At 64.9% G+C, this 20,775-nt stretch carries 13 protein-coding genes; 9 read left to right on the top strand and 4 right to left on the bottom strand.

From position 1 onward, the window contains the following. Window positions 1-62: 62 nt before the first annotated feature. The 4 genes from XH93_RS21890 (at window position 63) to XH93_RS21875 (ending at window position 5,157) form a co-directional block, all read left to right on the top strand. Complete coding sequence (locus XH93_RS21890; protein ID WP_194469111.1) at window positions 63-1,226, top strand: HlyD family secretion protein; 1,164 nt, start codon at window positions 63-65, stop codon at window positions 1,224-1,226. Beyond that, window positions 1,223-2,836 carry a DHA2 family efflux MFS transporter permease subunit gene (locus tag XH93_RS21885; protein ID WP_194469110.1) on the top strand — a complete coding sequence of 538 codons (1,614 nt, stop codon included), beginning with the start codon at window positions 1,223-1,225 and terminating at the stop codon, window positions 2,834-2,836. Before XH93_RS21890 ends, XH93_RS21885 begins: the two co-directional genes overlap by 4 nt. 104 nt (window positions 2,837-2,940) lie before the next feature. Then, entirely contained in the window at window positions 2,941-4,266 is a 1,326-nt protein-coding gene (locus XH93_RS21880) for a sorbosone dehydrogenase family protein (protein WP_246799726.1), read from the top strand. 129 nt (window positions 4,267-4,395) lie between these two features. After that, window positions 4,396-5,157: an outer membrane protein gene (locus XH93_RS21875; RefSeq protein WP_194469108.1), complete on the top strand. Its 762-nt coding sequence runs from the start codon at window positions 4,396-4,398 to the stop codon at window positions 5,155-5,157. Between the two features lie 49 nt (window positions 5,158-5,206). Here the strand turns inward: XH93_RS21875 and XH93_RS21870 are convergent, their stop codons facing one another. After that, on the bottom strand, window positions 5,207-5,464 hold the full coding sequence (locus XH93_RS21870) for a hypothetical protein (RefSeq protein WP_172626922.1): 258 nt from the start codon (window positions 5,462-5,464) through the stop codon (window positions 5,207-5,209). Between the two features lie 209 nt (window positions 5,465-5,673). On the opposite strand from XH93_RS21870, the gene XH93_RS21865 reads away from it, so the two are divergent. Then, complete coding sequence (locus tag XH93_RS21865; RefSeq protein WP_194475280.1) at window positions 5,674-6,492, top strand: aminoglycoside phosphotransferase family protein; 819 nt, start codon at window positions 5,674-5,676, stop codon at window positions 6,490-6,492. Window positions 6,493-6,501: 9 nt separating this feature from the next. On the opposite strand, the gene XH93_RS21860 is transcribed toward XH93_RS21865, so the two are convergent. After that, window positions 6,502-6,669, bottom strand: coding sequence for a hypothetical protein (locus XH93_RS21860; protein WP_172626923.1), 168 nt, complete (start codon window positions 6,667-6,669; stop codon window positions 6,502-6,504). Between the two features lie 126 nt (window positions 6,670-6,795). Beyond that, entirely contained in the window at window positions 6,796-7,452 is a 657-nt protein-coding gene (locus tag XH93_RS21855; protein ID WP_194469107.1) for a glutathione S-transferase, read from the bottom strand. Window positions 7,453-7,568: 116 nt separating this feature from the next. Between XH93_RS21855 and XH93_RS21850 the strand changes: the two genes are divergently transcribed. Next, complete coding sequence (locus tag XH93_RS21850; protein ID WP_194469106.1) at window positions 7,569-8,132, top strand: TetR/AcrR family transcriptional regulator; 564 nt, start codon at window positions 7,569-7,571, stop codon at window positions 8,130-8,132. A gap of 59 nt (window positions 8,133-8,191) precedes the next feature. Here XH93_RS21850 and XH93_RS21845 read toward each other — a convergent pair whose 3' ends face one another. Continuing rightward, window positions 8,192-8,491, bottom strand: a complete 300-nt coding sequence (locus XH93_RS21845; protein WP_194469105.1) for a hypothetical protein — start codon at window positions 8,489-8,491, stop codon at window positions 8,192-8,194. 208 nt (window positions 8,492-8,699) lie between these two features. On the opposite strand from XH93_RS21845, the gene XH93_RS21840 reads away from it, so the two are divergent. The 3 genes from XH93_RS21840 (at window position 8,700) to XH93_RS21830 (ending at window position 20,707) form a co-directional block, all read left to right on the top strand. Next, a complete protein-coding gene (locus XH93_RS21840; RefSeq protein ID WP_371815120.1) occupies window positions 8,700-8,957 on the top strand; it encodes a hypothetical protein in 258 nt (85 codons plus the stop codon). Between the two features lie 160 nt (window positions 8,958-9,117). Continuing rightward, window positions 9,118-10,443 carry a TAXI family TRAP transporter solute-binding subunit gene (locus XH93_RS21835; protein WP_194469104.1) on the top strand — a complete coding sequence of 442 codons (1,326 nt, stop codon included), beginning with the start codon at window positions 9,118-9,120 and terminating at the stop codon, window positions 10,441-10,443. Window positions 10,444-11,302: 859 nt separating this feature from the next. Further along, the gene (locus tag XH93_RS21830) at window positions 11,303-20,707 is read left to right on the top strand and encodes a VCBS domain-containing protein (protein ID WP_194469103.1); all 9,405 of its coding nucleotides are present in this window, start codon (window positions 11,303-11,305) and stop codon (window positions 20,705-20,707) included. Window positions 20,708-20,775 lie beyond the last annotated feature (68 nt).

Below are 20,775 nucleotides of genomic sequence, written 5' to 3'. Positions count from 1 at the left end.
GTTGGACCTTTCGGTTAACCGCGAGGTCGATCGCCGTTGTTCCCTGAACTTGAGGTGCAACCTTGGATGCCCAAACCAGAGACCGCGGGCCGTCCGTGGAAAAGCCGCGGCAGCCCGAGCGCACCCCTGAGCAGAAATCCGCGCCGGACAAGTCATCGACGGTGCAAGATACGCAGGAGGCCGACAAGAAGCCGTCGCCGCGTGCACGTCTGCGCCAGCACTGGATGCTTGCCGCGGCGGGCGCTGTCCTGCTGCTGGCCGCGCTGATTGGCGGCGGCGCCTACTGGCTCAACATCCGCCACTATGAATCGACCGACGACGCCTTCGTCGCCGCGCGCAGCTTTGCGGTCGCCTCGAAGGTCGGCGGCTATGTCGTCGACGTCCCCGTCACCGACAACCAGCACGTCAATGCCGGCGATCTGCTGGCGCGGATCGATGAGCGCGACTACAGGATCGCGGTCGAGCAGGCCGGCGCGCAGGTCGCGGTCGCCCAAGCTAACATCGCCAATGTCGAGGCGCAGCTCGACAGCCAGCAGGAGCAGATCAAGCAGGCCCGCGCGCAGGAGCAGCAGGCCGAGGCACAGTTGAAGTTCGCCGAGGAGGAGGCGTCTCGTGCGCAGAATCTGGTCGAGAAGGGCGCCGGCACGGTGCAGCGGCAGCAGCAGACGCGTTCCGACCTCGATGCCCAGCAGGCCAATACCAGCCGCGCGAAGACGGCAGTGACCGCGGCCGAGCTCGGCGTCAAGACGCTGGAGGCGCAGCGCAAGAGCAGCCAGGCCTCGCTCGAGCAGGCGAAGGCGCAGCTCGATCAGGCCAGGCTGAACCTGCAATACACCGACATCGTTGCCGCGCAGTCCGGGCGCGTCGTCAAGCTGAGCGGTGCGGTCGGCACCTACGTTGCGCCCGCCCAGAGCGTCATGATGTTCGTGCCGGACGAGGTCTGGATCACCGCCAACTACAAGGAAACCCAGCTGACGGACATGCGTCCGGGCCAGCCCGTCGAGATCAGGATTGACGCCTATCCGGAGCGCAAGCTGACCGGCCGTGTCGCCTCGGTTCAGCCAGGCTCCGGCACCGCGTTCAGCCTGTTGCCGGCGGAGAATGCCACCGGCAATTTCGTCAAGGTCGTGCAGCGCGTTCCGGTCAAGATCGTGGTCGACAACTGGCCGAGCGACGTGCCGGTCGGGCCGGGCATGTCGGTCGTGCCCTGGACGCGGGTGCGATGAGCGATGCCGTGGACGGCGGCGGCGCCTCCTGGTCGCCGGAGCGCTCGGCTGCGGGCGGGCACAATCCCTATCTGATCGCCTTCGTCGTCTCGATCGCGACCTTCATGGAGGTGCTCGACACCACGATCGCCAATGTCGCCTTGCGCCACATCGCCGGCGGGCTCGCCGTCGGCATCGACGAGAGCACCTACATCATCACCAGCTATCTGGTGGCCAACGCCATCGTGCTGTCGATCTCGGGCTGGCTGTCCACCGTGATCGGCCGCAAGCGCTTCTACATGATCTGCGTCGCCACCTTCGCGTTCGCCTCGCTGCTCTGCGGATTTGCCTGGAGCCTGGAGGCGCTGGTGCTGTTCCGGATCCTCCAGGGACTCGGCGGCGGCGGGATGGCAACGAGCGAGCAGGCGATCCTGGCCGACTCCTTTCCGCCGGGGAAACGCGGCCAGGCCTTTGCGATCTACGGCGTCGCCGTCGTGGTTGCGCCCGTGATCGGGCCAACACTGGGCGGCTGGATCACCGACACCTACACCTGGCACTGGATCTTCCTGATCAACGTGCCGATGGGCCTCATCTCACTGTTCCTGGTCGGCACGCTGGTGAAGGAGCCGTCGGGTGCCGAAGAGGAGCGGAAGGCGTTGCTCAGCAAAGGCCTGCGCGTCGACTATATCGGCTTTGTGCTGGTCGCGATCGGACTCGGCTCGCTCGAATTCGTGCTCGACGAAGGACAGCGCAAGGACTGGTTCGGCTCCAGCATGATCGTCGGCTTTGCGCTGGCCGCTGCGTTCTGCCTGATCGCGCTGGTCCCCTGGGAGTTGACGCGCAAGGATCCGATCGTCGACCTTCGCCTGCTCGGACGCCGCCAGTTCGGCTCCTGCTTCCTGGTGATGCTGTGCACCGGCGCTGTCCTGATCTCATCGACGCAGCTGTTGCCGCAACTGTTGCAGACCGAGCTGAACTATACCGCACTGCTTGCCGGGCTCGCGCTGTCGCCCGGCGGCATCGTCACGTTGATCCTGATGCCGGTGGTCGGCAATCTCGTCAGCCGCGTGCAGCCAAAATACCTCATCGCGCTCGGCGGGGTCATCGTCGCCTATTCGATGTGGCATCTGACCGGGCTGACCGGCGACATCACCTATGGCTACGCCGCGCTGGCGCGAATTTTCCTGTCCGCCGGACTTCCGTTCCTGTTCCTGCCGGTGACGACCGCGTCCTACGACGGCGTGCCGCCGGACAAGACCAACCAGGCATCGGCGCTGATCAACGTCGCGCGCAACGTCGGCGGATCGATGGGCGTTGCGCTTGCTCAGACCGCGCTGGCGCAGCGCCAGCAATTCCACCAGAACCGGCTGATCGAGCACGCAGCGCCCTCCGACATCGGGTATCAGCAAACCATCGATGCCATGACGCGCTTCTTCCAGGCCCAGGGCTCCAACGCCTCCGACGCCGCGTCCCAGGCGGTCGCCTGGGTCGGGCAGACCCTGCAGCAGCAGGTCGATCTGCTCGCCTATATCGATGTGTTCTGGTTGCTTGGGCTGATCGGCCTTGCGATGATCCCGCTCGCATTGATCATCAAGCCGATCGATCTGTCAGCGCCTCCCAAAGGACATTGAGAAGGCCGCTCAGGCAGACGACATTGTGAACGGAGACGATGGCCGATCTGCGCTATTGAGGTAAGGACGGACGCGGCCATCGCGCGGGGAGCAACATGCCCGGAATGAACCTTGTCGGCGTGAGCCTGGCTGCCGTCGTGCTGGCTGCGATGACCGTCACGGGATCGGGCGCCGAGCCGGTGCTGAAGGGCGCGGACGCCTTCGGCGACTGGCAGCGCGACAAGCCCGGCACGATCAGACTGATCACGCCGCAGGACCTGCCGAAGCCCGGCGCGACCCCCTCCAGCAGCAACGCGCCCCGCGTGATGACGCGCCCGGCATCGGTCGTGCCGCAGGTGCCGGCGGGGTTCAAGATCGAGCTGTTTGCCAGCGGGCTGAGCGGGCCGCGGATCATCCGGACCGCGCCCAATGGCGATATCTTCGTCGTCGAAACCTCGCAGGGGCGAATCCGTGTCCTGCGCAGCGCCGCCGGCGCCAGCAAGCCCGCGACCAACGAGACCTACGCGACGGGACTGAGCCGGCCATTCGGCATCGCCTTCTTCCCGAATGGCGACAATCCGCAATGGCTCTATGTCGCCAACACCGACAGCGTGGTCCGCTTCGCCTACCGTAGCGGCGACCTCAAGGCGTCGGGAAAGCCGGAGACCGTCGCCAGCCTGCCGCACAGCTACTTCGGCCATTCCACCCGTGACATCGTGTTCACGCCGGACGGCAAGCGGATGCTGGTGTCGGTCGGCTCTGTCGGCAATGCGGGCGAGGGGCTCGGCAGGGCGCCCGAAGGCTGGAGCACCCAACGCCCGCTCGGAGCGGCCTGGGGCGCGGAAACCGACCGTGCCGCCGTGCTCGCGTTCGATCCCGACGGCAAGAACCAAAAACTGTTTGCCACCGGCATCCGCAATTGCGTCGGGCTCGCGATCCAGCCGGGAAGCGGCACGCCGTGGTGCTCGACCAATGAGCGTGACAGCCGCGGCGACAATCTCGTGCCCGACTATGTGACGCGGATCCGCGAAGGCGCATTCTACGGCTGGCCGTGGTTCTATATCGGCGGCAACGAGGACCCCGCCCATGTCGGCACGCGCCCCGATCTGAAGGACAAGGTGACCATCCCCGACGTCCTCCTGCAGGCGCACTCCGCCTCGCTCGGCATCACCTTCTACACCGGGAGCAATTTTCCGCCCGAATATCGCGGCGACGCCTTTGCCGCCGAGCACGGCTCGTGGAACAGGTCCCGGCGGACCGGCTACAAGGTGGTCCGTATCAGGCTGAAGGACGGCGTGCCGACCGGCGAGTATGAGGATTTTGTGACCGGCTTTGTCATTGGCGACAATGAGGTCTGGGGCCGTCCGGTCGGCGTGACCGTGGCAAATGACGGCGCACTGCTGGTCTCGGAAGACGGCAACGGCACGATCTGGCGCATCAGCCACGAGTAGCGGCGAGCCCTTGGGCAGCGCCCGAGATGGGGCAAAGACTGTGGCAAGCGCGCTACAGCCTTGAGGTGCATTCTGCCGATATTCTCACGCCAGTGATTCAAGCAATTTTTTGGGGCGGGAGATTTTGGAATGCGGAAGATTGCGGTTGGCACCATCATGGCGCTTGCGCTCGGAGCATCGGTTTCTGCCAAGGCGGCCGATCTGGCCGCGCGGCCTTACACCAAGGCTCCGCCGATGGTTGCTGCGGTCTACGACTGGACCGGTTTCTACATCGGCATCAACGGCGGCGGCGGCTCGACCCACAAGTGCTGGGACTTTGTCTCGCCCGGCAGGGGCATTCTCGTTCCCGAGGGCTGCCACGACTCCACCGGAGCAACGGTCGGTGGCCAGGTCGGCTACCGCTGGCAAGCCGCCAACTGGGTGTTCGGCATCGAGGGGCAGGGCAACTGGGCCGACTTCTCCGGCGACAACATCAGCACTCTATTTGCCGCGGACCGCAACCGCAGCCGCATCGACGCCTTCGGCCTGTTGACCGGACAGATCGGCTACGCCTGGAACAACGTGCTGTTCTACGTGAAGGGCGGCGGTGCCGTCGTCGACGACCGCTACGATGTCTACGTAGCTCCCGGGTTTCCGGGGGCAGGCGCGCTGGTGGCTTCCGCCGATGAGACACGTTGGGGCGGCGTTGTCGGTGCCGGCCTCGAAGTCGGCTTTGCCCAGAACTGGTCGATCGGCATCGAATACGACCATCTGTTCATGGGGCACCGTACCGTTGGCTTGACCACGCCGGCTGGTCTGGCCGCCGGCGACAGGCGAATCGATCAGGATGTCGACATCGGCCTCGTTCGCCTGAATTACAAGTTCGGCGGTCCCGTGGTGGCGAAGTACTGATCGTCCCCCATCATATCGACCGGCGGCCTGAGCAGCGTGCCGCTGGTTGCTATCCCAATCCGTCCTTGAGGCCGTATTCCTCGTAGATGATCAGGGGATTGGTGTCGGGAAACAACCGGCACTTGGCCTGCGCAAGATGCAGGGTGACAGCGCCGGATTCGCATCTGGACGTCAGGATTTTCCGGACGTCCTCCATATGCGCACGCGGCTGATGTTTTGACGGCAACTGCTCAAGGGCGACCAGCGCCGTGGCCAGGGCCTCGGTAACCACCCAATCATCGTGTCCGGTAATTCCTTTTCGCGGCATCGCCACACCTCCCATGCCAGCGGCGCGACATTGTAACGCAAGGTGGGTGGGGGCTGTCATCAGCCAACATGGGCAGGGCGGCGCGGAACCCGCTCGAAACTTGCTGCCACGAAGCGCCGCAGGCGCCACGGGTGGCAGCTCCCGCAGGCAGTGACTACAACGACGGGCTCAGCCCCGGTCCGCCAAACTCCCAAAACTCCGTCTCCGAAATGTTCGAGCCCTATCTGTCAGCGTGGAGCCTCATTCCCGACGGCAACCCGATCGTGACGCACGCCGCGCGGCTGTTGCCGGTGCGGCGGCACGGCGAGCCTGCGATGCTCAAACTGTCGACCGAACGCGACGAGCGCCTCGGCGGCATCGTGATGGAGTGGTGGGACGGCGATGGCGCGGCGCGCGTGCTGGCCCGCGAGGGCGACGCGCTGCTGCTGGAGCGCGCCACCGGACCCACCTCCCTCAGCGAGATGGCCCGAACCGGACGGGACGATGAGGCCTGCAAGATCCTCTGTGCGACGGCGGCCCGCCTGCACGCCGTCAGAGCAAAGCCGCGGCCGGACCTGACGCAACTCACCGACTGGTTTCGCGAGCTGTGGCCGGCGGCGCGGACGCATGGCGCCATCATGCGTCGGTCGGTTGCAGCCGCGGAGGCGCTGCTTGGCGATCAGCGCGAGGTGGTGGTGCTGCATGGCGATTTGCACCACGACAATGTGCTCGACTTCGGTGCGCGCGGCTGGCTCGCGATCGATCCAAAGCATCTCGTCGGAGAGCGCGGCTTCGACTTCGCCAATATCTTCACCAATCCGGATCTTGCGGACCCGACACGTCCGGTCGCAACCGTACCCGGCCGCTTTGCGCGCCGCGTCGATATCGTCGTGGAAGCTGCGGTGATGGACCGCCGGCGGTTGCTGTCGTGGATCCTCGCCTGGACCGGATTGTCGGCGGCCTGGTATCTCGGCGATGCCGATCCGCTGGCCGAGATCGATCTGACGATCGCAAGACTTGCTGCGGCCGAACTGGACCGGATGGCGTGACGTCCGCGGCTATGCCGCGACTGCGCTGGCTCCGGTCAGTGACACACTGAGGATCCGCCACTTCGAGGTATCGAAGAAATAGGTGGCCTTGATGTGCGCGGACGCGGAATCCGGCGCCTGAATCACCGTGTGGAATTTCCGCGTTCCATCGCTCAGCGAAATCCGGAATGTCTGCATCGGTCGAACCTCCACTCGCCGAATGCTGCGGTAGCGACGGTTAACGTTCGGTTGACCGACGAAGTCGGGGGGACCGCCATCAGCGCTGCTTGCATGCGCTGACGGCCGTGGCTGCGGCCGGCGATGTCAGACCGACGCGCGGGTTGGCGCAGGGATCGCCAGCTGCCTCGCTACGCTTGGACGTTCTCGCATGCGTCCGTACCAGGCGAGCAGCGCCTCGCATTCCGCGGGCACCGGCAGGTTCACCAGCGCTGCAAAGATCAACCCGCCGATGACCGTGATGTCGGCCATCGAGAACGCCGCGCCGGCGACGAACGGTTGTCCTTTCAAGACCGCATCGAAATAGCGCATGCCCCTTAGCGCCTTGTCGCGCTGACGCAGCCCCCATTCGGCGTTCTGGTAAAGCTCGACATCGGGCCCAAGCCCCGGCGTGGCGTGGTGGAAGTAGACACTGATCGCGTCGAGCAGCTCCAGTTCGGCGCGCTTGCTCATCATGTGGATGATGCCCTTCTCGCGCGGCGTCGTGCCGGTCAGCGTCGGAGCGCCATCGAGCGCGTCGAGGTACTCGGTAATCGCCGTGCACTCGGCAATGAACGTCCCGTCGTCGAGCTCGAGCACCGGCAGCGTGCCTGAGTAGTTTTTGGCAAGGAAGTCGTCCCGCTTGTGCTCGCCCTTGCGCAGATCGACGCGCACGAACTCGACGCGCGAGTCCAGGTTCTTCTCGGTCAGGGCGATCCGGGCCCGTGCCGGATAGGGGCCGGTCGGCCAATCATGAATTCGCATTGCGGTTCTCTCTCTACCTAACACTTGGTAGGTATGGAATTAACGGATTATCATTGCCCAGTCAATCACTATCTAACAGTTGGTAGGTTTGGCTCTGAAGCAAACGAGGCAATGAAATGGGTGCAAGCTCCAGGGAAGCCATTTTGGCCGCCGCCAAGGGAATTGCGCAGGCGCGCGGTTATGGCGGCTTGAGCTTTCGCGACCTGGCGGACGAGGTGGGGATCAAGGCCGCAAGCATCTACCATCACTTCCCAAGCAAGGCCGATCTCGCCGCGGCGGTGGCGCGGCGCTATTGGGAGGATACCGCGGCAGCTCTGGAGGCATTGTCGGCAGCAACGCCGGACCCGGCGCGTTGCCTGCGGCAATATCCCGAGACGTTTCGCAAGGCGCTTGCGAACGACAATCGGATGTGCCTCTGCAGCTTCATGGCTGCCGAATATGATGATCTGCCTGACGCGGTGAAGCGGGAGGTCCAGATCTTTGCCGACGTCAACGTGGCGTGGCTGAGCCGGGTGCTGTCCGCAGCCGGCGCGGGCAGGCCCGAGGAAAGCCAGCAGCGCGCCCGCGCCATTTTTGCGGCGATCGCCGGCGCGCAGCTGGTTGCACGAAGCCGCGCGGATATCTCGCTCTACGACGCACTGATCGACGGCTATCGCGCGGCGGGTCTGTTGCCGGCGTAGTCCGCGATCACGTCACGCATCCGAAACGTTTGGGCCGCGCTGCAGTCCCCAATCCGGAATCACCACCAGTACGGACTTGGCTGGCTGTAGATCACCCCGGGCCCGACAACGCGCCGATGCCGGAAGCGCGCGTTGACCAGATCGACGGCGATCGCAGTCACATCGTGGCCCGTGTAAACAGGGTAGCCTTTGGAGAACAGGTAGCCGTCATAGGTCGGCGGAGACCCGTATCCGAATCCCCAGGGGAATCGCGGGGCGAACGGCGCTCCGTAGCCATCAGCCAGCGCTGATCCCGATGATGCCACGGCACTTAGCCCGAGTAGCGAGACGGCCAGCAAAAGACGCGGGGTCCGTTTCATTGCATTTCTCCTCCCAAGGTCGGTCAGGACGGTCAGTCGCCACAGTCATGTTATCCGCTGATCGCTGTGCTGGCCAGTGATCCGGCGGGAGCCGCCCGCAACGCCGGCGTCCTGCGACACAGATTGCACTGGTCAAGGCGACGCTGCGCACCGATAATGACGTCATCGCCTCTGGGACTGACGAGGGTCGCTTGTGTTCAGGCTACAGATTCTCGCATTCGCGGTCGTGATCCTCCAATTCTGTCTGACACAAGACGCGGCCGCGTTGCCGCTCACGCCTTTTCGATACGAAGCCCAGGCGCAGCGCCATTGCCCGGACGATACCGTGGTGTGGCTCAATTTCCGGAACGGGCGCTACTATCTCAAATGGCAGAAGCGCTACGCCATGGGGCTGGATGGCAATTTCGTATGCAGGAACGAAGCACGCGACAGCGGCTATCGGCAATCACTGCTCGGTCGCCGTTAGCACCGCCTCCACCGCGCCTGGGGAGAGGAGCGCATTGTTGAGGGAATGGAGACCACGTATTATCGCTGCAAGATCCCGCGGTACGCGATCCGCAGTGCCGGACCCTGGGCTGGTTCGAGAGGCGATGACCGGCCGAGCCAAGGCTGGTCGGTGAACGGTCATGGATGCGATCAGATTACCGGCATGGTTGCGGATCACCTTGGTCGCCGGGGTGGCGCTGCTGGTCGGCGGCGCCAGCCTGATCGCATATCGCTGGTACACAATGCCGACGACGCTGACGGTTGCGGTCGGCTCGCTCGACGGCGAGGCGACCAAGCTCGTGTCCGCGATTGCCGGCAAGCTTGGCCAGTCAGGCGCGCCGGTGCGGCTCAACATCGTTCACACCATAGGTCCGCTGGAATCCGCGAAAGAGTTTGCGGCCGGAAAGGTCGATCTGGCGGTGGTGCGCGGCGACGTCGGCGATCTCTCGCAGGCACAGGCCGTCATGGTGCTGGCGCATGCCGTAGCTCTCTTGGTCGCCTCGCCGGGAGCCTCGATATCCGACGTCAGCGAGCTCAAGCGTGCCACGATCGGCGTCATCGGCGGCGAGGCCAACCAGAAGCTCATCAAGGTCTTGACCGACGAATACGACCTCGCGCGGGCCGGCGTGACGTTCAAGGACATCGCTCCGGCCGATGCGCGGCGCGCGCTCGAGGCCAAGGAAGTCCGCGCGATCCTGGTCGTGATTCCGCTCACTGAGAAATACCTGGCGCTGTTGCGCGGGCTGTTTGCGCATGGTGCGAAAACCGGCCCCGTGATGATCGCGGTGGAGTCTGCCGGCGCGATCGCCGAGAAGGAGAGCGCCTACGAAAGCTTCGATGTGCCGAAGGGCACCGTGCGCGGCGCGCCGCCAATTCCCTCTGACGATCTGACCACGCTCAGGACGTCGTTCTATCTCGTGGCCCAGAAGAAGCTCGGCGCCGACCTGATCGGCGACTTGGCCGAGTCGGTCATGAAAGCTCGCCGGGATCTGCTTGCGGAATTGCCCATGCTGGGACAGATCACGGCACCCGACACCGCCGCAGACGCCTACCTGCCGGTGCATCCGGGAGCGGCCGCGTTCTACGACGGCACGCGGGAAAGTTTTCTCGACAAGTGGGGCAATGCGATCTTCCTCGCGCCGATGATCGCCGGTGCGCTGGCCTCGATCCTTGCGGCGGCGTGGAAGTTCGTCCGGCCGGTCGAGCTCAAGACCCGGCAGGAAGCGCTCGACGAGCTCTATGCGCTCGGGCCTCGGATCCGGATGAGCGAGCAGGCCGCCGAACTGGACGAGATCGAGCGCGAGATCGACCGCGTGCTTCGCATCCAGCGGAATGGGGATGCTGCCGACGAGAATGCCGAGCGCCACGTCACGGCGGTGAACGTCGCCGCCCATCGCCTGGAAAACCTGATCCACGACAGGCGCCTGCATCTTGCGTCACGGCAAGGGGGCAATTCGCAGGGTTGAAGGGGCTAGTTGGCGGAAGGGGTGTCCTGTCAACCCTACTGAATTATTTCGACGCCAAAGTCTCGCGGCATCTTCAGGTTCCCGCTGAAACCACCGTAAAATTCCGGAGAATGTGCAGTGGAAACCACGGCTAAGTCCGTGGTCTAGCGACGTTAATGGTTAAGCAAACGCAAATCTCGTTCATGTAGACGATCGCACAAATTTGCTGCAATCTGCACGCGAACTAGGTTAAGGGATCCTTCTAGGTTAAGGGATCCTTGCCCGGCTGAACCCGTCACGGGGAGGCTCGGGGATTGAAGATACGTAACGAGAAAATTTAAGCGACAAGCATTTTCAGGGTGCGCGGTGTGCGAACCGAAGCACGCAGCAGGCAGGGGTTACGGCGGTCGTAGTCATTTCACGGTAGGCAAAGTGCATATTGCAACGGCAGATGTTTCTTTGGCCGGATGCCCATGCGAATTTGGATGGGCGTTCGTGTTTTCAGTGAATTGAATTGCAATCGCTCCTGCTCTGCCTCAGCAGAGTGGAGGAGTAGGCGTTGGTTTGCGTAGTATTGCCGCACATCATAGTCGAGCCTAACGGGTCCGGAATCGAACCGCGCCTGCAGAGCATCTCAGTCGCTTCAACACGTTGTTCTTCCGACCTTCCGCTCGATCAGTCCGCAGGTCTCGCGAGTAATCTGCTGGCAGGCAACGCGCCCTGGCGGCGACTTCATCAATGCGATCCAGGACCGTTTGGTCGGTTGAACGCCGCCAAGCGCGACGCCGCGTCGAGATTTCAGACCTCGACCGATTTGAATTTTGAATAGGTCGGCCTCCGACCGCGAAATTATTGCGAACAAGATTTTGGAGCGAAAGTAATGGCAAGCGCCAGCGGCACGACCATCCTCTCGGGTACCCAGGGCAACGATAATTTGGTCGGTGGGTCGGGAAACGACATTCTCTCGGGTGGAGCGGGAAATGACCGCCTGAATGGCGGGTCCGGCGATGACATCCTCAACGGGGGCAGCGGTTTCGACACTCTCTTGGGAGGATCAGGAACCGACATCCTCATCTACAAGGCATTCGAAAATCAGTATATCCTCGGATCAACTGGTTTCAGCGCAGCAACCCAGCAGATCAGCGGAGGGGTTGCATACTCCGGAACGGACCAGACCACGTTGGGAAGCGTGGGTACGCAGTCGACGATCTCCGGATCGTCATTCCAGGGATATGACTCCTACAACGGCGGAAGCGGCGCGGTACAGCTAGGCAAAGCGGGGGCGACCCCGGACGCCGATACACTTCAGATTTGGCTGAGCGCTGCGCAGCTCGCAGACAGCAACATCCAGGCTGAAATTTCCTACTACAAGAATGTTTGGGTGCCAGCGCACATCAATGCGCAGACCGGGCAGTCTGACGAGACCATATACACTTTCAAGACCTTGAATTTGCAGGTCGCGGCCATTGAGAAGGTTGAGGTTCGCGATAGCGCCGGGGTTCTTACCATTGCGGCCAAATCGGATACCGCTTCGGCGACAGAAGCAGGCGGCGTCAACAATGGGACGCCCGGTGTAAATCCGACCGGCAACGTTCTGACGAACGATTTTGATTTTAGTTCTGCCACGAAGTCTGTCGCCGGCGTTGTCGCTGGGACAACGAGTGCTACCCTAAGCACAGGCGCCGGGTCCGATATCGTCGGTGCGCACGGCACGCTGCATCTCAATGCTGACGGCTCTTACACCTACAATGTGAACAATGCCGATACGGCAGTGAACGCATTGCCGACGTTCAACGATACCCTCACAGACACGTTCTCTTACACGGTCAAAGACACCGCGGGAGCGACTGCGACCACCACGTTGACCGTGACCATCCACGGCGCCAACGACGCCGCCACCATCACGGCATCGGGCAGCGAGGACACCGCGGTGACCGAAGCCGGCGCCGGCAACGCCACCGTTCAGGCAACCGCCGGCGATGCCACCGCGGGCGGCACGCTGACGGTCCATGACGTCGATGCGGGTCAGGCGCACTTTGCCGCCGTCGATCCGACGGCCTTGGCCGGCACCTACGGCAACTTCAGCTTCGATCCCGCCACCGGGGTGTGGGGCTACACGCTCGACAACAGCAAGGCGGCGACGGAAGCGTTGATCGCCGGCCAGCCGGCCACCGACACGCTCACCGTTGCATCGGCGGACGGCAGCGCGAGCCAGACCATCACGGTGAACATCACCGGCGCCAACGACGCAGCCACCATCACGGCGTCGGCGAGCGAGGACACCTCGGTGACCGAGGCTGGCGCCGGCAACGCCACTGTTCAGGCAACCGCCGGCGATGCCACCGCGGGCGGCACGCTGACGGTCCATGACGTCGATGCGGGCCAGGCGCACTTTGCCGCGGTGGATCCGACGGCGCTGGCCGGGACCTACGGCAACTTCAGCTTCGATCCCGCGACCGGGGTGTGGGGCTACACACTCGACAACAGCAAGGCGGCGACCGAAGCGTTGATCGCCGGCCAGCCGGCCACCGACACGCTGACGGTGACGTCGGCGGACGGCACCGCAAGCCAGACCATCACGGTCAACATCACCGGCGCGAACGACGCAGCCACCATCACGGCGTCGGCGAGCGAGGACACCGCGGTGACCGAAGCCGGCGCCGGCAACGCGACGACGCTGCCTTCGGCGGGCGATGCCACCGCGGGCGGTACGTTGACGGTCCATGACGTCGATGCGGGCGAGGCGCATTTTGCGGCGGTGGATCCGACGGCGCTGGCCGGGACCTACGGCAACTTCAGCTTCGATCCCGCCACCGGGGTGTGGGGCTACACACTCGACAACAGCAAGGCGGCGACCGAAGCGTTGATCGCCGGCCAGCCGGCCACCGACACGCTCACCGTTGCATCGGCCGACGGCAGCGCAAGCCAGACCATCACGGTCAACATCACCGGGGCCAACGACGCCGCCACCATCACGGCGTCGGCGAGCGAGGACACCGCGGTGACCGAAGCTGGGGCCGGCAATGCGACGACGCTGCCTTCGGCGGGCGATGCCACCGCCGGCGGTACGTTGACGGTCCATGACGTCGATACGGGCGAGGCGCACTTTGCCGCCGTCGATCCTTCGGCGCTGGCCGGGACCTACGGCAACTTCAGCTTCGATCCCGCCACCGGGGTGTGGGGCTACACGCTCGACAACAGCAAGGCGGCGACCGAAGCGTTGATCGCCGGCCAGCCGGCCACCGACACGCTCACCGTTGCATCGGCGGACGGCACCGCAAGCCAGACCATCACGGTGAACATCACCGGCGCCAACGACGCCGCCACCATCACGGCGTCGGGCAGCGAGGACACCTCGGTGACCGAAGCCGGCGCCGGCAACGCCACCGTTCAGGCAACCACCGGCGATGCCACCGCGGGCGGCACGCTGACGGTCCATGACGTCGATGCGGGCGAGGCGCACTTTGCGGCCGTGGATCCGACGGCGTTGGCCGGGACCTACGGCAACTTCAGCTTCGATCCCGCCACCGGGGTGTGGGGCTACACGCTCGACAACAACAAGGCGGCAACGGAAGCGTTGATCGCCGGCCAGCCGGCCACCGACACGCTCACCGTTGCATCGGCGGACGGCACCGCGAGCCAGACCATCACGGTCAACATCACCGGCTCCAACGACGCCGCCACCATCACGGCGTCGGGCAGCGAGGACACCTCGGTGACCGAAGCCGGCGCCGGCAACGCGACGACGCTGCCTTCGGCGGGCGATGCCACCGCGGGCGGTACGTTGACGGTCCATGACGTCGATGCGGGCGAGGCGCATTTTGCGGCGGTGGATCCGACGGCGCTGGCCGGCACCTACGGCAACTTCAGCTTCGATCCCGCCACCGGGGTGTGGGGCTACACACTCGACAACAGCAAGGCGGCGACCGAAGCGTTGATCGCCGGCCAGCCGGCCACCGACACGCTGACGGTGACCTCAGTCGACGGCAGCGCGAGCCAGACCATCACGGTGAACATCACCGGCGCCAACGACGCAGCCACCATCACGGCGTCGGGCAGCGAGGACACCTCGGTGACCGAGGCTGGCGCCGGCAACGCCACCGTTCAGGCAACCGCCGGCGATGCCACCGCGGGCGGCACGCTGACGGTCCATGACGTCGATGCCGGCGAGGCGCACTTTGCCGCCGTCGATCCTTCGGCGCTGGCCGGCACCTACGGCAACTTCAGCTTCGATCCCGCCACCGGGGTGTGGGGCTACACGCTCGACAACAGCAAGGCGGCGACCGAAGCCCTCACGGCGGGCCAGCCGGCCACCGACACGCTCACCGTTGCATCGGCGGACGGCACCGCAAGCCAGACCATCACGGTGAACATCACCGGCGCCAACGACGCCGCCACCATCACGGCGTCGGGCAGCGAGGACACCTCGGTGACCGAGGCTGGCGCCGGCAACGCCACCGTTCAGGCAACCACCGGCGATGCCACCGCGGGCGGCACGCTGACGGTCCATGACGTCGATGCCGGCGAGGCGCATTTTGCTGCCGTCGATCCTTCGGCGCTGGCCGGGACCTACGGCAACTTCAGCTTCGATCCCGCCACCGGAGTGTGGGGCTACACGCTCGACAACAGCAAGGCGGCAACGGAAGCGTTGATCGCCGGCCAGCCGGCCACCGACACGCTCACCGTTGCATCGGCGGACGGCACCGCGAGCCAGACCATCACGGTGAACATCACCGGCGCCAACGACGCCGCCACCATCACGGCGTCGGGCAGCGAGGACACCTCGGTGACCGAAGCCGGCGCCGGCAATGCCACCGTTCAGGCAACCGCCGGCGATGCCACCGCCGGCGGCACGCTGACGGTCCATGACGTCGATGCGGGCGAGGCGCACTTTGCGGCCGTGGATCCGACGGCGCTGGCCGGGACCTACGGCAACTTCAGCTTCGATCCCGCGACCGGGGTGTGGGGCTACACGCTCGACAACAACAAGGCGGCAACGGAAGCGTTGATCGCCGGCCAGCCGGCCACCGACACGCTGACGGTGACCTCAGTCGACGGCAGCGCGAGCCAGACCATCACGGTCAACATCAGCGGCTCCAACGACGCCGCCACCATCACGGCGTCGGGCAGCGAGGACACCTCGGTGACCGAAGCCGGCGCCGGCAACGCGACGACGCTGCCTTCGGCGGGCGATGCCACCGCGGGCGGTACGTTGACGGTCCATGACGTCGATGCGGGCGAGGCGCATTTTGCGGCGGTGGATCCGACGGCGCTGGCCGGCACCTACGGCAACTTCAGCTTCGATCCCGCCACCGGGGTGTGGGGCTACACACTCGACAACAGCAAGGCGGCGACCGAAGCGTTGATCGCCGGCCAGCCGGCCACCGACACGCTGACGGTGACCTCAGTCGACGGCAGCGCGAGCCAGACCATCACGGTGAACATCACCGGCGCCAACGACGCAGCCACCATCACGGCGTCGGGCAGCGAGGACACCTCGGTGACCGAGGCTGGCGCCGGCAACGCCACTGTTCAGGCAACCGCCGGCGATGCCACCGCGGGCGGCACGCTGACGGTCCATGACGTCGATGCCGGCGAGGCGCACTTTGCCGCCGTCGATCCTTCGGCGCTGGCCGGCACCTACGGCAACTTCAGCTTCGATCCCGCCACCGGGGTGTGGGGCTACACGCTCGACAACAGCAAGGCGGCGACCGAAGCCCTCACGGCGGGCCAGCCGGCCACCGACACGCTCACCGTTGCATCGGCGGACGGCACCGCAAGCCAGACCATCACGGTGAACATCACCGGCGCCAACGACGCCGCCACCATCACGGCGTCGGGCAGCGAGGACACCTCGGTGACCGAGGCTGGCGCCGGCAACGCCACCGTTCAGGCAACCACCGGCGATGCCACCGCGGGCGGCACGCTGACGGTCCATGACGTCGATGCCGGCGAGGCGCATTTTGCTGCCGTCGATCCTTCGGCGCTGGCCGGGACCTACGGCAACTTCAGCTTCGATCCCGCCACCGGAGTGTGGGGCTACACGCTCGACAACAGCAAGGCGGCGACCGAAGCCCTCACGGCGGGCCAGCCGGCCACCGACACGCTCACCGTTGCATCGGCGGACGGCACCGCAAGCCAGACCATCACGGTGAACATCACCGGCGCCAACGACGCCGCCACCATCACGGCGTCGGGCAGCGAGGACACCTCGGTGACCGAAGCCGGCGCCGGCAACGCCACCGTTCAGGCAACCACCGGCGATGCCACCGCGGGCGGCACGCTGACGGTCCATGACGTCGATGCGGGCGAGGCGCACTTTGCGGCCGTGGATCCGACGGCGTTGGCCGGGACCTACGGCAACTTCAGCTTCGATCCCGCCACCGGGGTGTGGGGCTACACGCTCGACAACAACAAGGCGGCGACCGAAGCGTTGATCGCCGGCCAGCCGGCCACCGACACGCTGACGGTGACGTCGGCGGACGGCACCGCAAGCCAGACCATCACGGTCAACATCACCGGCGCGAACGACGCAGCCACCATCACGGCGTCGGCGAGCGAGGACACCGCGGTGACCGAAGCCGGCGCCGGCAACGCGACGACGCTGCCTTCGGCGGGCGATGCCACCGCGGGCGGTACGTTGACGGTCCATGACGTCGATGCGGGCGAGGCGCATTTTGCGGCGGTGGATCCGACGGCGCTGGCCGGGACCTACGGCAACTTCAGCTTCGATCCCGCCACCGGGGTGTGGGGCTACACACTCGACAACAGCAAGGCGGCGACCGAAGCGTTGATCGCCGGCCAGCCGGCCACCGACACGCTCACCGTTGCATCGGCCGACGGCAGCGCAAGCCAGACCATCACGGTCAACATCACCGGGGCCAACGACGCCGCCACCATCACGGCGTCGGCGAGCGAGGACACCGCGGTGACCGAAGCTGGGGCCGGCAATGCGACGACGCTGCCTTCGGCGGGCGATGCCACCGCCGGCGGTACGTTGACGGTCCATGACGTCGATACGGGCGAGGCGCACTTTGCCGCCGTCGATCCTTCGGCGCTGGCCGGGACCTACGGCAACTTCAGCTTCGATCCCGCCACCGGGGTGTGGGGCTACACGCTCGACAACAGCAAGGCGGCGACCGAAGCGTTGATCGCCGGCCAGCCGGCCACCGACACGCTCACCGTTGCATCGGCGGACGGCACCGCAAGCCAGACCATCACGGTGAACATCACCGGCGCCAACGACGCCGCCACCATCACGGCGTCGGGCAGCGAGGACACCTCGGTGACCGAAGCCGGCGCCGGCAACGCCACCGTTCAGGCAACCACCGGCGATGCCACCGCAGGCGGCACGCTGACGGTCCATGACGTCGATGCCGGCGAGGCGCATTTTGCTGCCGTCGATCCTTCGGCGCTGGCCGGGACCTACGGCAACTTCAGCTTCGATCCCGCCACCGGAGTGTGGGGCTACACGCTCGACAACAGCAAGGCGGCAACGGAAGCGTTGATCGCCGGCCAGCCGGCCACCGACACGCTGACGGTGACCTCGGCCGACGGCACCGCAAGCCAGACCATCACGGTCAACATCACCGGCGCCAACGACACCGCCACCATCACGGGTACCGCGAGCGGCTCGGTGACCGAGGACGGCGGGTTGACGGCAGGCAATACGCTGACGGCCAATGATGTGGATACGGGGCAGAACCATTTCCAAACCCCGGCCTCCCTGGCCGGCACCTACGGCACCTTCACCTTCAACGCGCTAAGCGGCGTGTGGGGCTACACGCTCGGCAACGGCCAAGCCAATGTCCAGGCACTCGCAGGCGGCACGCAGGTACACGATACGCTGACAGTGAAGTCGTTCGACGGTACCGCCACGCAGGTGATCGACGTGACCATCAACGGTGCGAACGACGCGCCGGTTTTGGATGCAACCAAAACGCCGGTCCTCGCGTCCGAGAACCAGGGGGTCGGAGCGCCAGTCGGTGCAGTCGGGACACTTGTCTCGGCGCTGGTCGATCTCAATCCTCCGGTCGGCGGCCTTGATAACGTCACCGATGCCGACACCGGTGCGGTGACCGGCATCGCACTGGTCGGCACTGATACGAGCCATGGCACCTGGTTCTTCTCCACCAACAACGGTGGGGCATGGACGGCTGTGGGCACGGTGTCGAACACGTCGGCTCTGCTGCTGTCGGCCGACGCCAACACGCGACTTTACTTCCAGCCGAGCCCGGGTTTTGCCGGGACGAATACAGGCGCCATCACATTCCGTGCCTGGGACCAAACCAGTGGGTCGAACGGAGCGACCGGTGTGAACACCTCCTCCAATGGAGGTACGACGGCCTTCTCCGCTGCAACCGACACCGCCAATATCACCATCAATGCGACGAACATCGCGCCGGTTGTGGATTTGAATGGACCGGGTGCCGGCAATGACGCCACGGCGAGCTATCCATCACAGACAGCTCCCCTGTTGATCGCTTCTTCTGCGACGATCACCGACGCCGATTCGGCAAACCTGGCGTCCCTGACAATTACTCTCACCAATCCGCAGGATAATAGTTCAGGGACCGGTATCAGGGAGATACTGTCGCTCAATGCTGCCGCATCCTCGGCTGCTACGGCTGCCGGATTGACGGTGAGCTTTACGTCGAGCGTAACCAACAATACGGATCCGGTCACTCTGTCCATCACCGGGTCGGCGTCCGTCAGCACCTACCAAACCATCCTCAGAGGACTCCAGTACGCTGACATCAAATCCGGAGCGCACATCGATTCCCCGGCGCGCATCATCAATGTGGTGGCCAGCGACGGCACGAGCAGCAGTGTCGTCCACACGATCACGCTGAGCGTCGCAAAGCCGGCAGGAGTTGCGGGCTCCGAGATCAATCTGGCCCTGAACGATCCTGCCGATCACGTCGGAGCCACCACCGTGACCGTTACCGGCGTTCCTTCGGGATGGACCTTGAACGAGGGGACGCACAACAGCGACGGCAGCTGGACGGTGACGACCAATAACGTGTCGTCGCTGGCGATCACATCGCCTGTCGACTACGTCGGAGCGGCGGTCCTGAATGTCGCGCTGGCCTGGACGAATTCCGATGGCAGTATCGGACACGCAACCGTCATCGATAACGTCGAAGCGTATGCACCGGGCTCTCCCATCTTCGCCGTTGCGGGCACCGATACGCTGACGGCCTCAAGCGGTAGCGACGTGCTCGTGTTCTCGCAGCCGATTGGGCACGACGTCGTCTACAGTTTCGACGCGATGCACGACATGATCGACCTGGTCGGATATGTCGGTTTCGGAAGCTTCGCCGACATTCAAGCGCACACTGTCGACGACGGTGCCGGCAATGCCGTCATCACGCTGGGGGAGGGGCAATCGATCACCCTGTATGGCGTGGGTGCCGCGTCGCTTTCCGCCGACGACTTCGCGTTCAACCAGACTCCGTTCACGGAGAATCCGATCACGATGACGATCGACGACGGCGCGATCTTGCCGCTCAGTGGCGTGATCCACAACACCGGTACGATCGCGCTGAATTCAGCCGGCGCTGAAACCGATCTTCAGCTCGTGGGACATGGCATCACGCTGGAGGGCGGCGGTCAGCTGATCATGTCCGACAACGCCGGAAACTTCATTGCTGGTGCGATCAGCGACGTCACGTTCACCAACGTGGACAATATCATCTCGGGAGCCGGACACCTTGGCGCTGGACTGATGGTCCTCGTGAACGAGGGGACAATCATCGCAACCGGGACCAATTCGCTCGACATCGATACGGGGACGAACTCAATCAGCAATTCCGGAACACTCGAAGCGACCGGAAGTGGCGGTCTCGTCGTTCACAATGACATCGTCAATGACGGCGTCCTGTGGGCCAATGGTGGGAACGTCACCGTGGAGGGCAATGTCAGCGGCACCGGATCGGCGATCATAAGTGGGACGGCTACGCTCGAGTTTGCCGCAACTTCGACCGGAGACGTGGCATTCGCGGCCGGCTCGTCGGGAACTCTGGCACTAGATCATGCCTTCGACTTCTCGGGCATTGTCTCAGGTATGACCTCCGAAAATCATTTGGATTTGCTTGATTTCAACTTCGCGGACACAACTCTGAACTACGCCGCGAACGCTGAAGGGACCGGCGGAACGCTAAGCGTCACTGACGGCGTTCACACGGCGAGCATAGCTTTGATTGGTCAATACGACCCGGCGGGATTCCAGACCGAGGCTGACAAGGGCGCCGGGACACTGATCAACTATCATCTCCTGGCGTAGTGCGGTCCACACGACAAAACGACGTACACACCGGGGGCTGACGCCTCCGGTGTTCGTTTGGACGGGGG

This window comes from Bradyrhizobium sp. CCBAU 51753, assembly GCF_015291565.1.
GTDB classification, from domain to species: domain Bacteria; phylum Pseudomonadota; class Alphaproteobacteria; order Rhizobiales; family Xanthobacteraceae; genus Bradyrhizobium; species Bradyrhizobium ivorense.
Note: the sequence above shows the minus strand (reverse complement) of the source record. Positions and strands in the feature narration are given on the sequence as shown.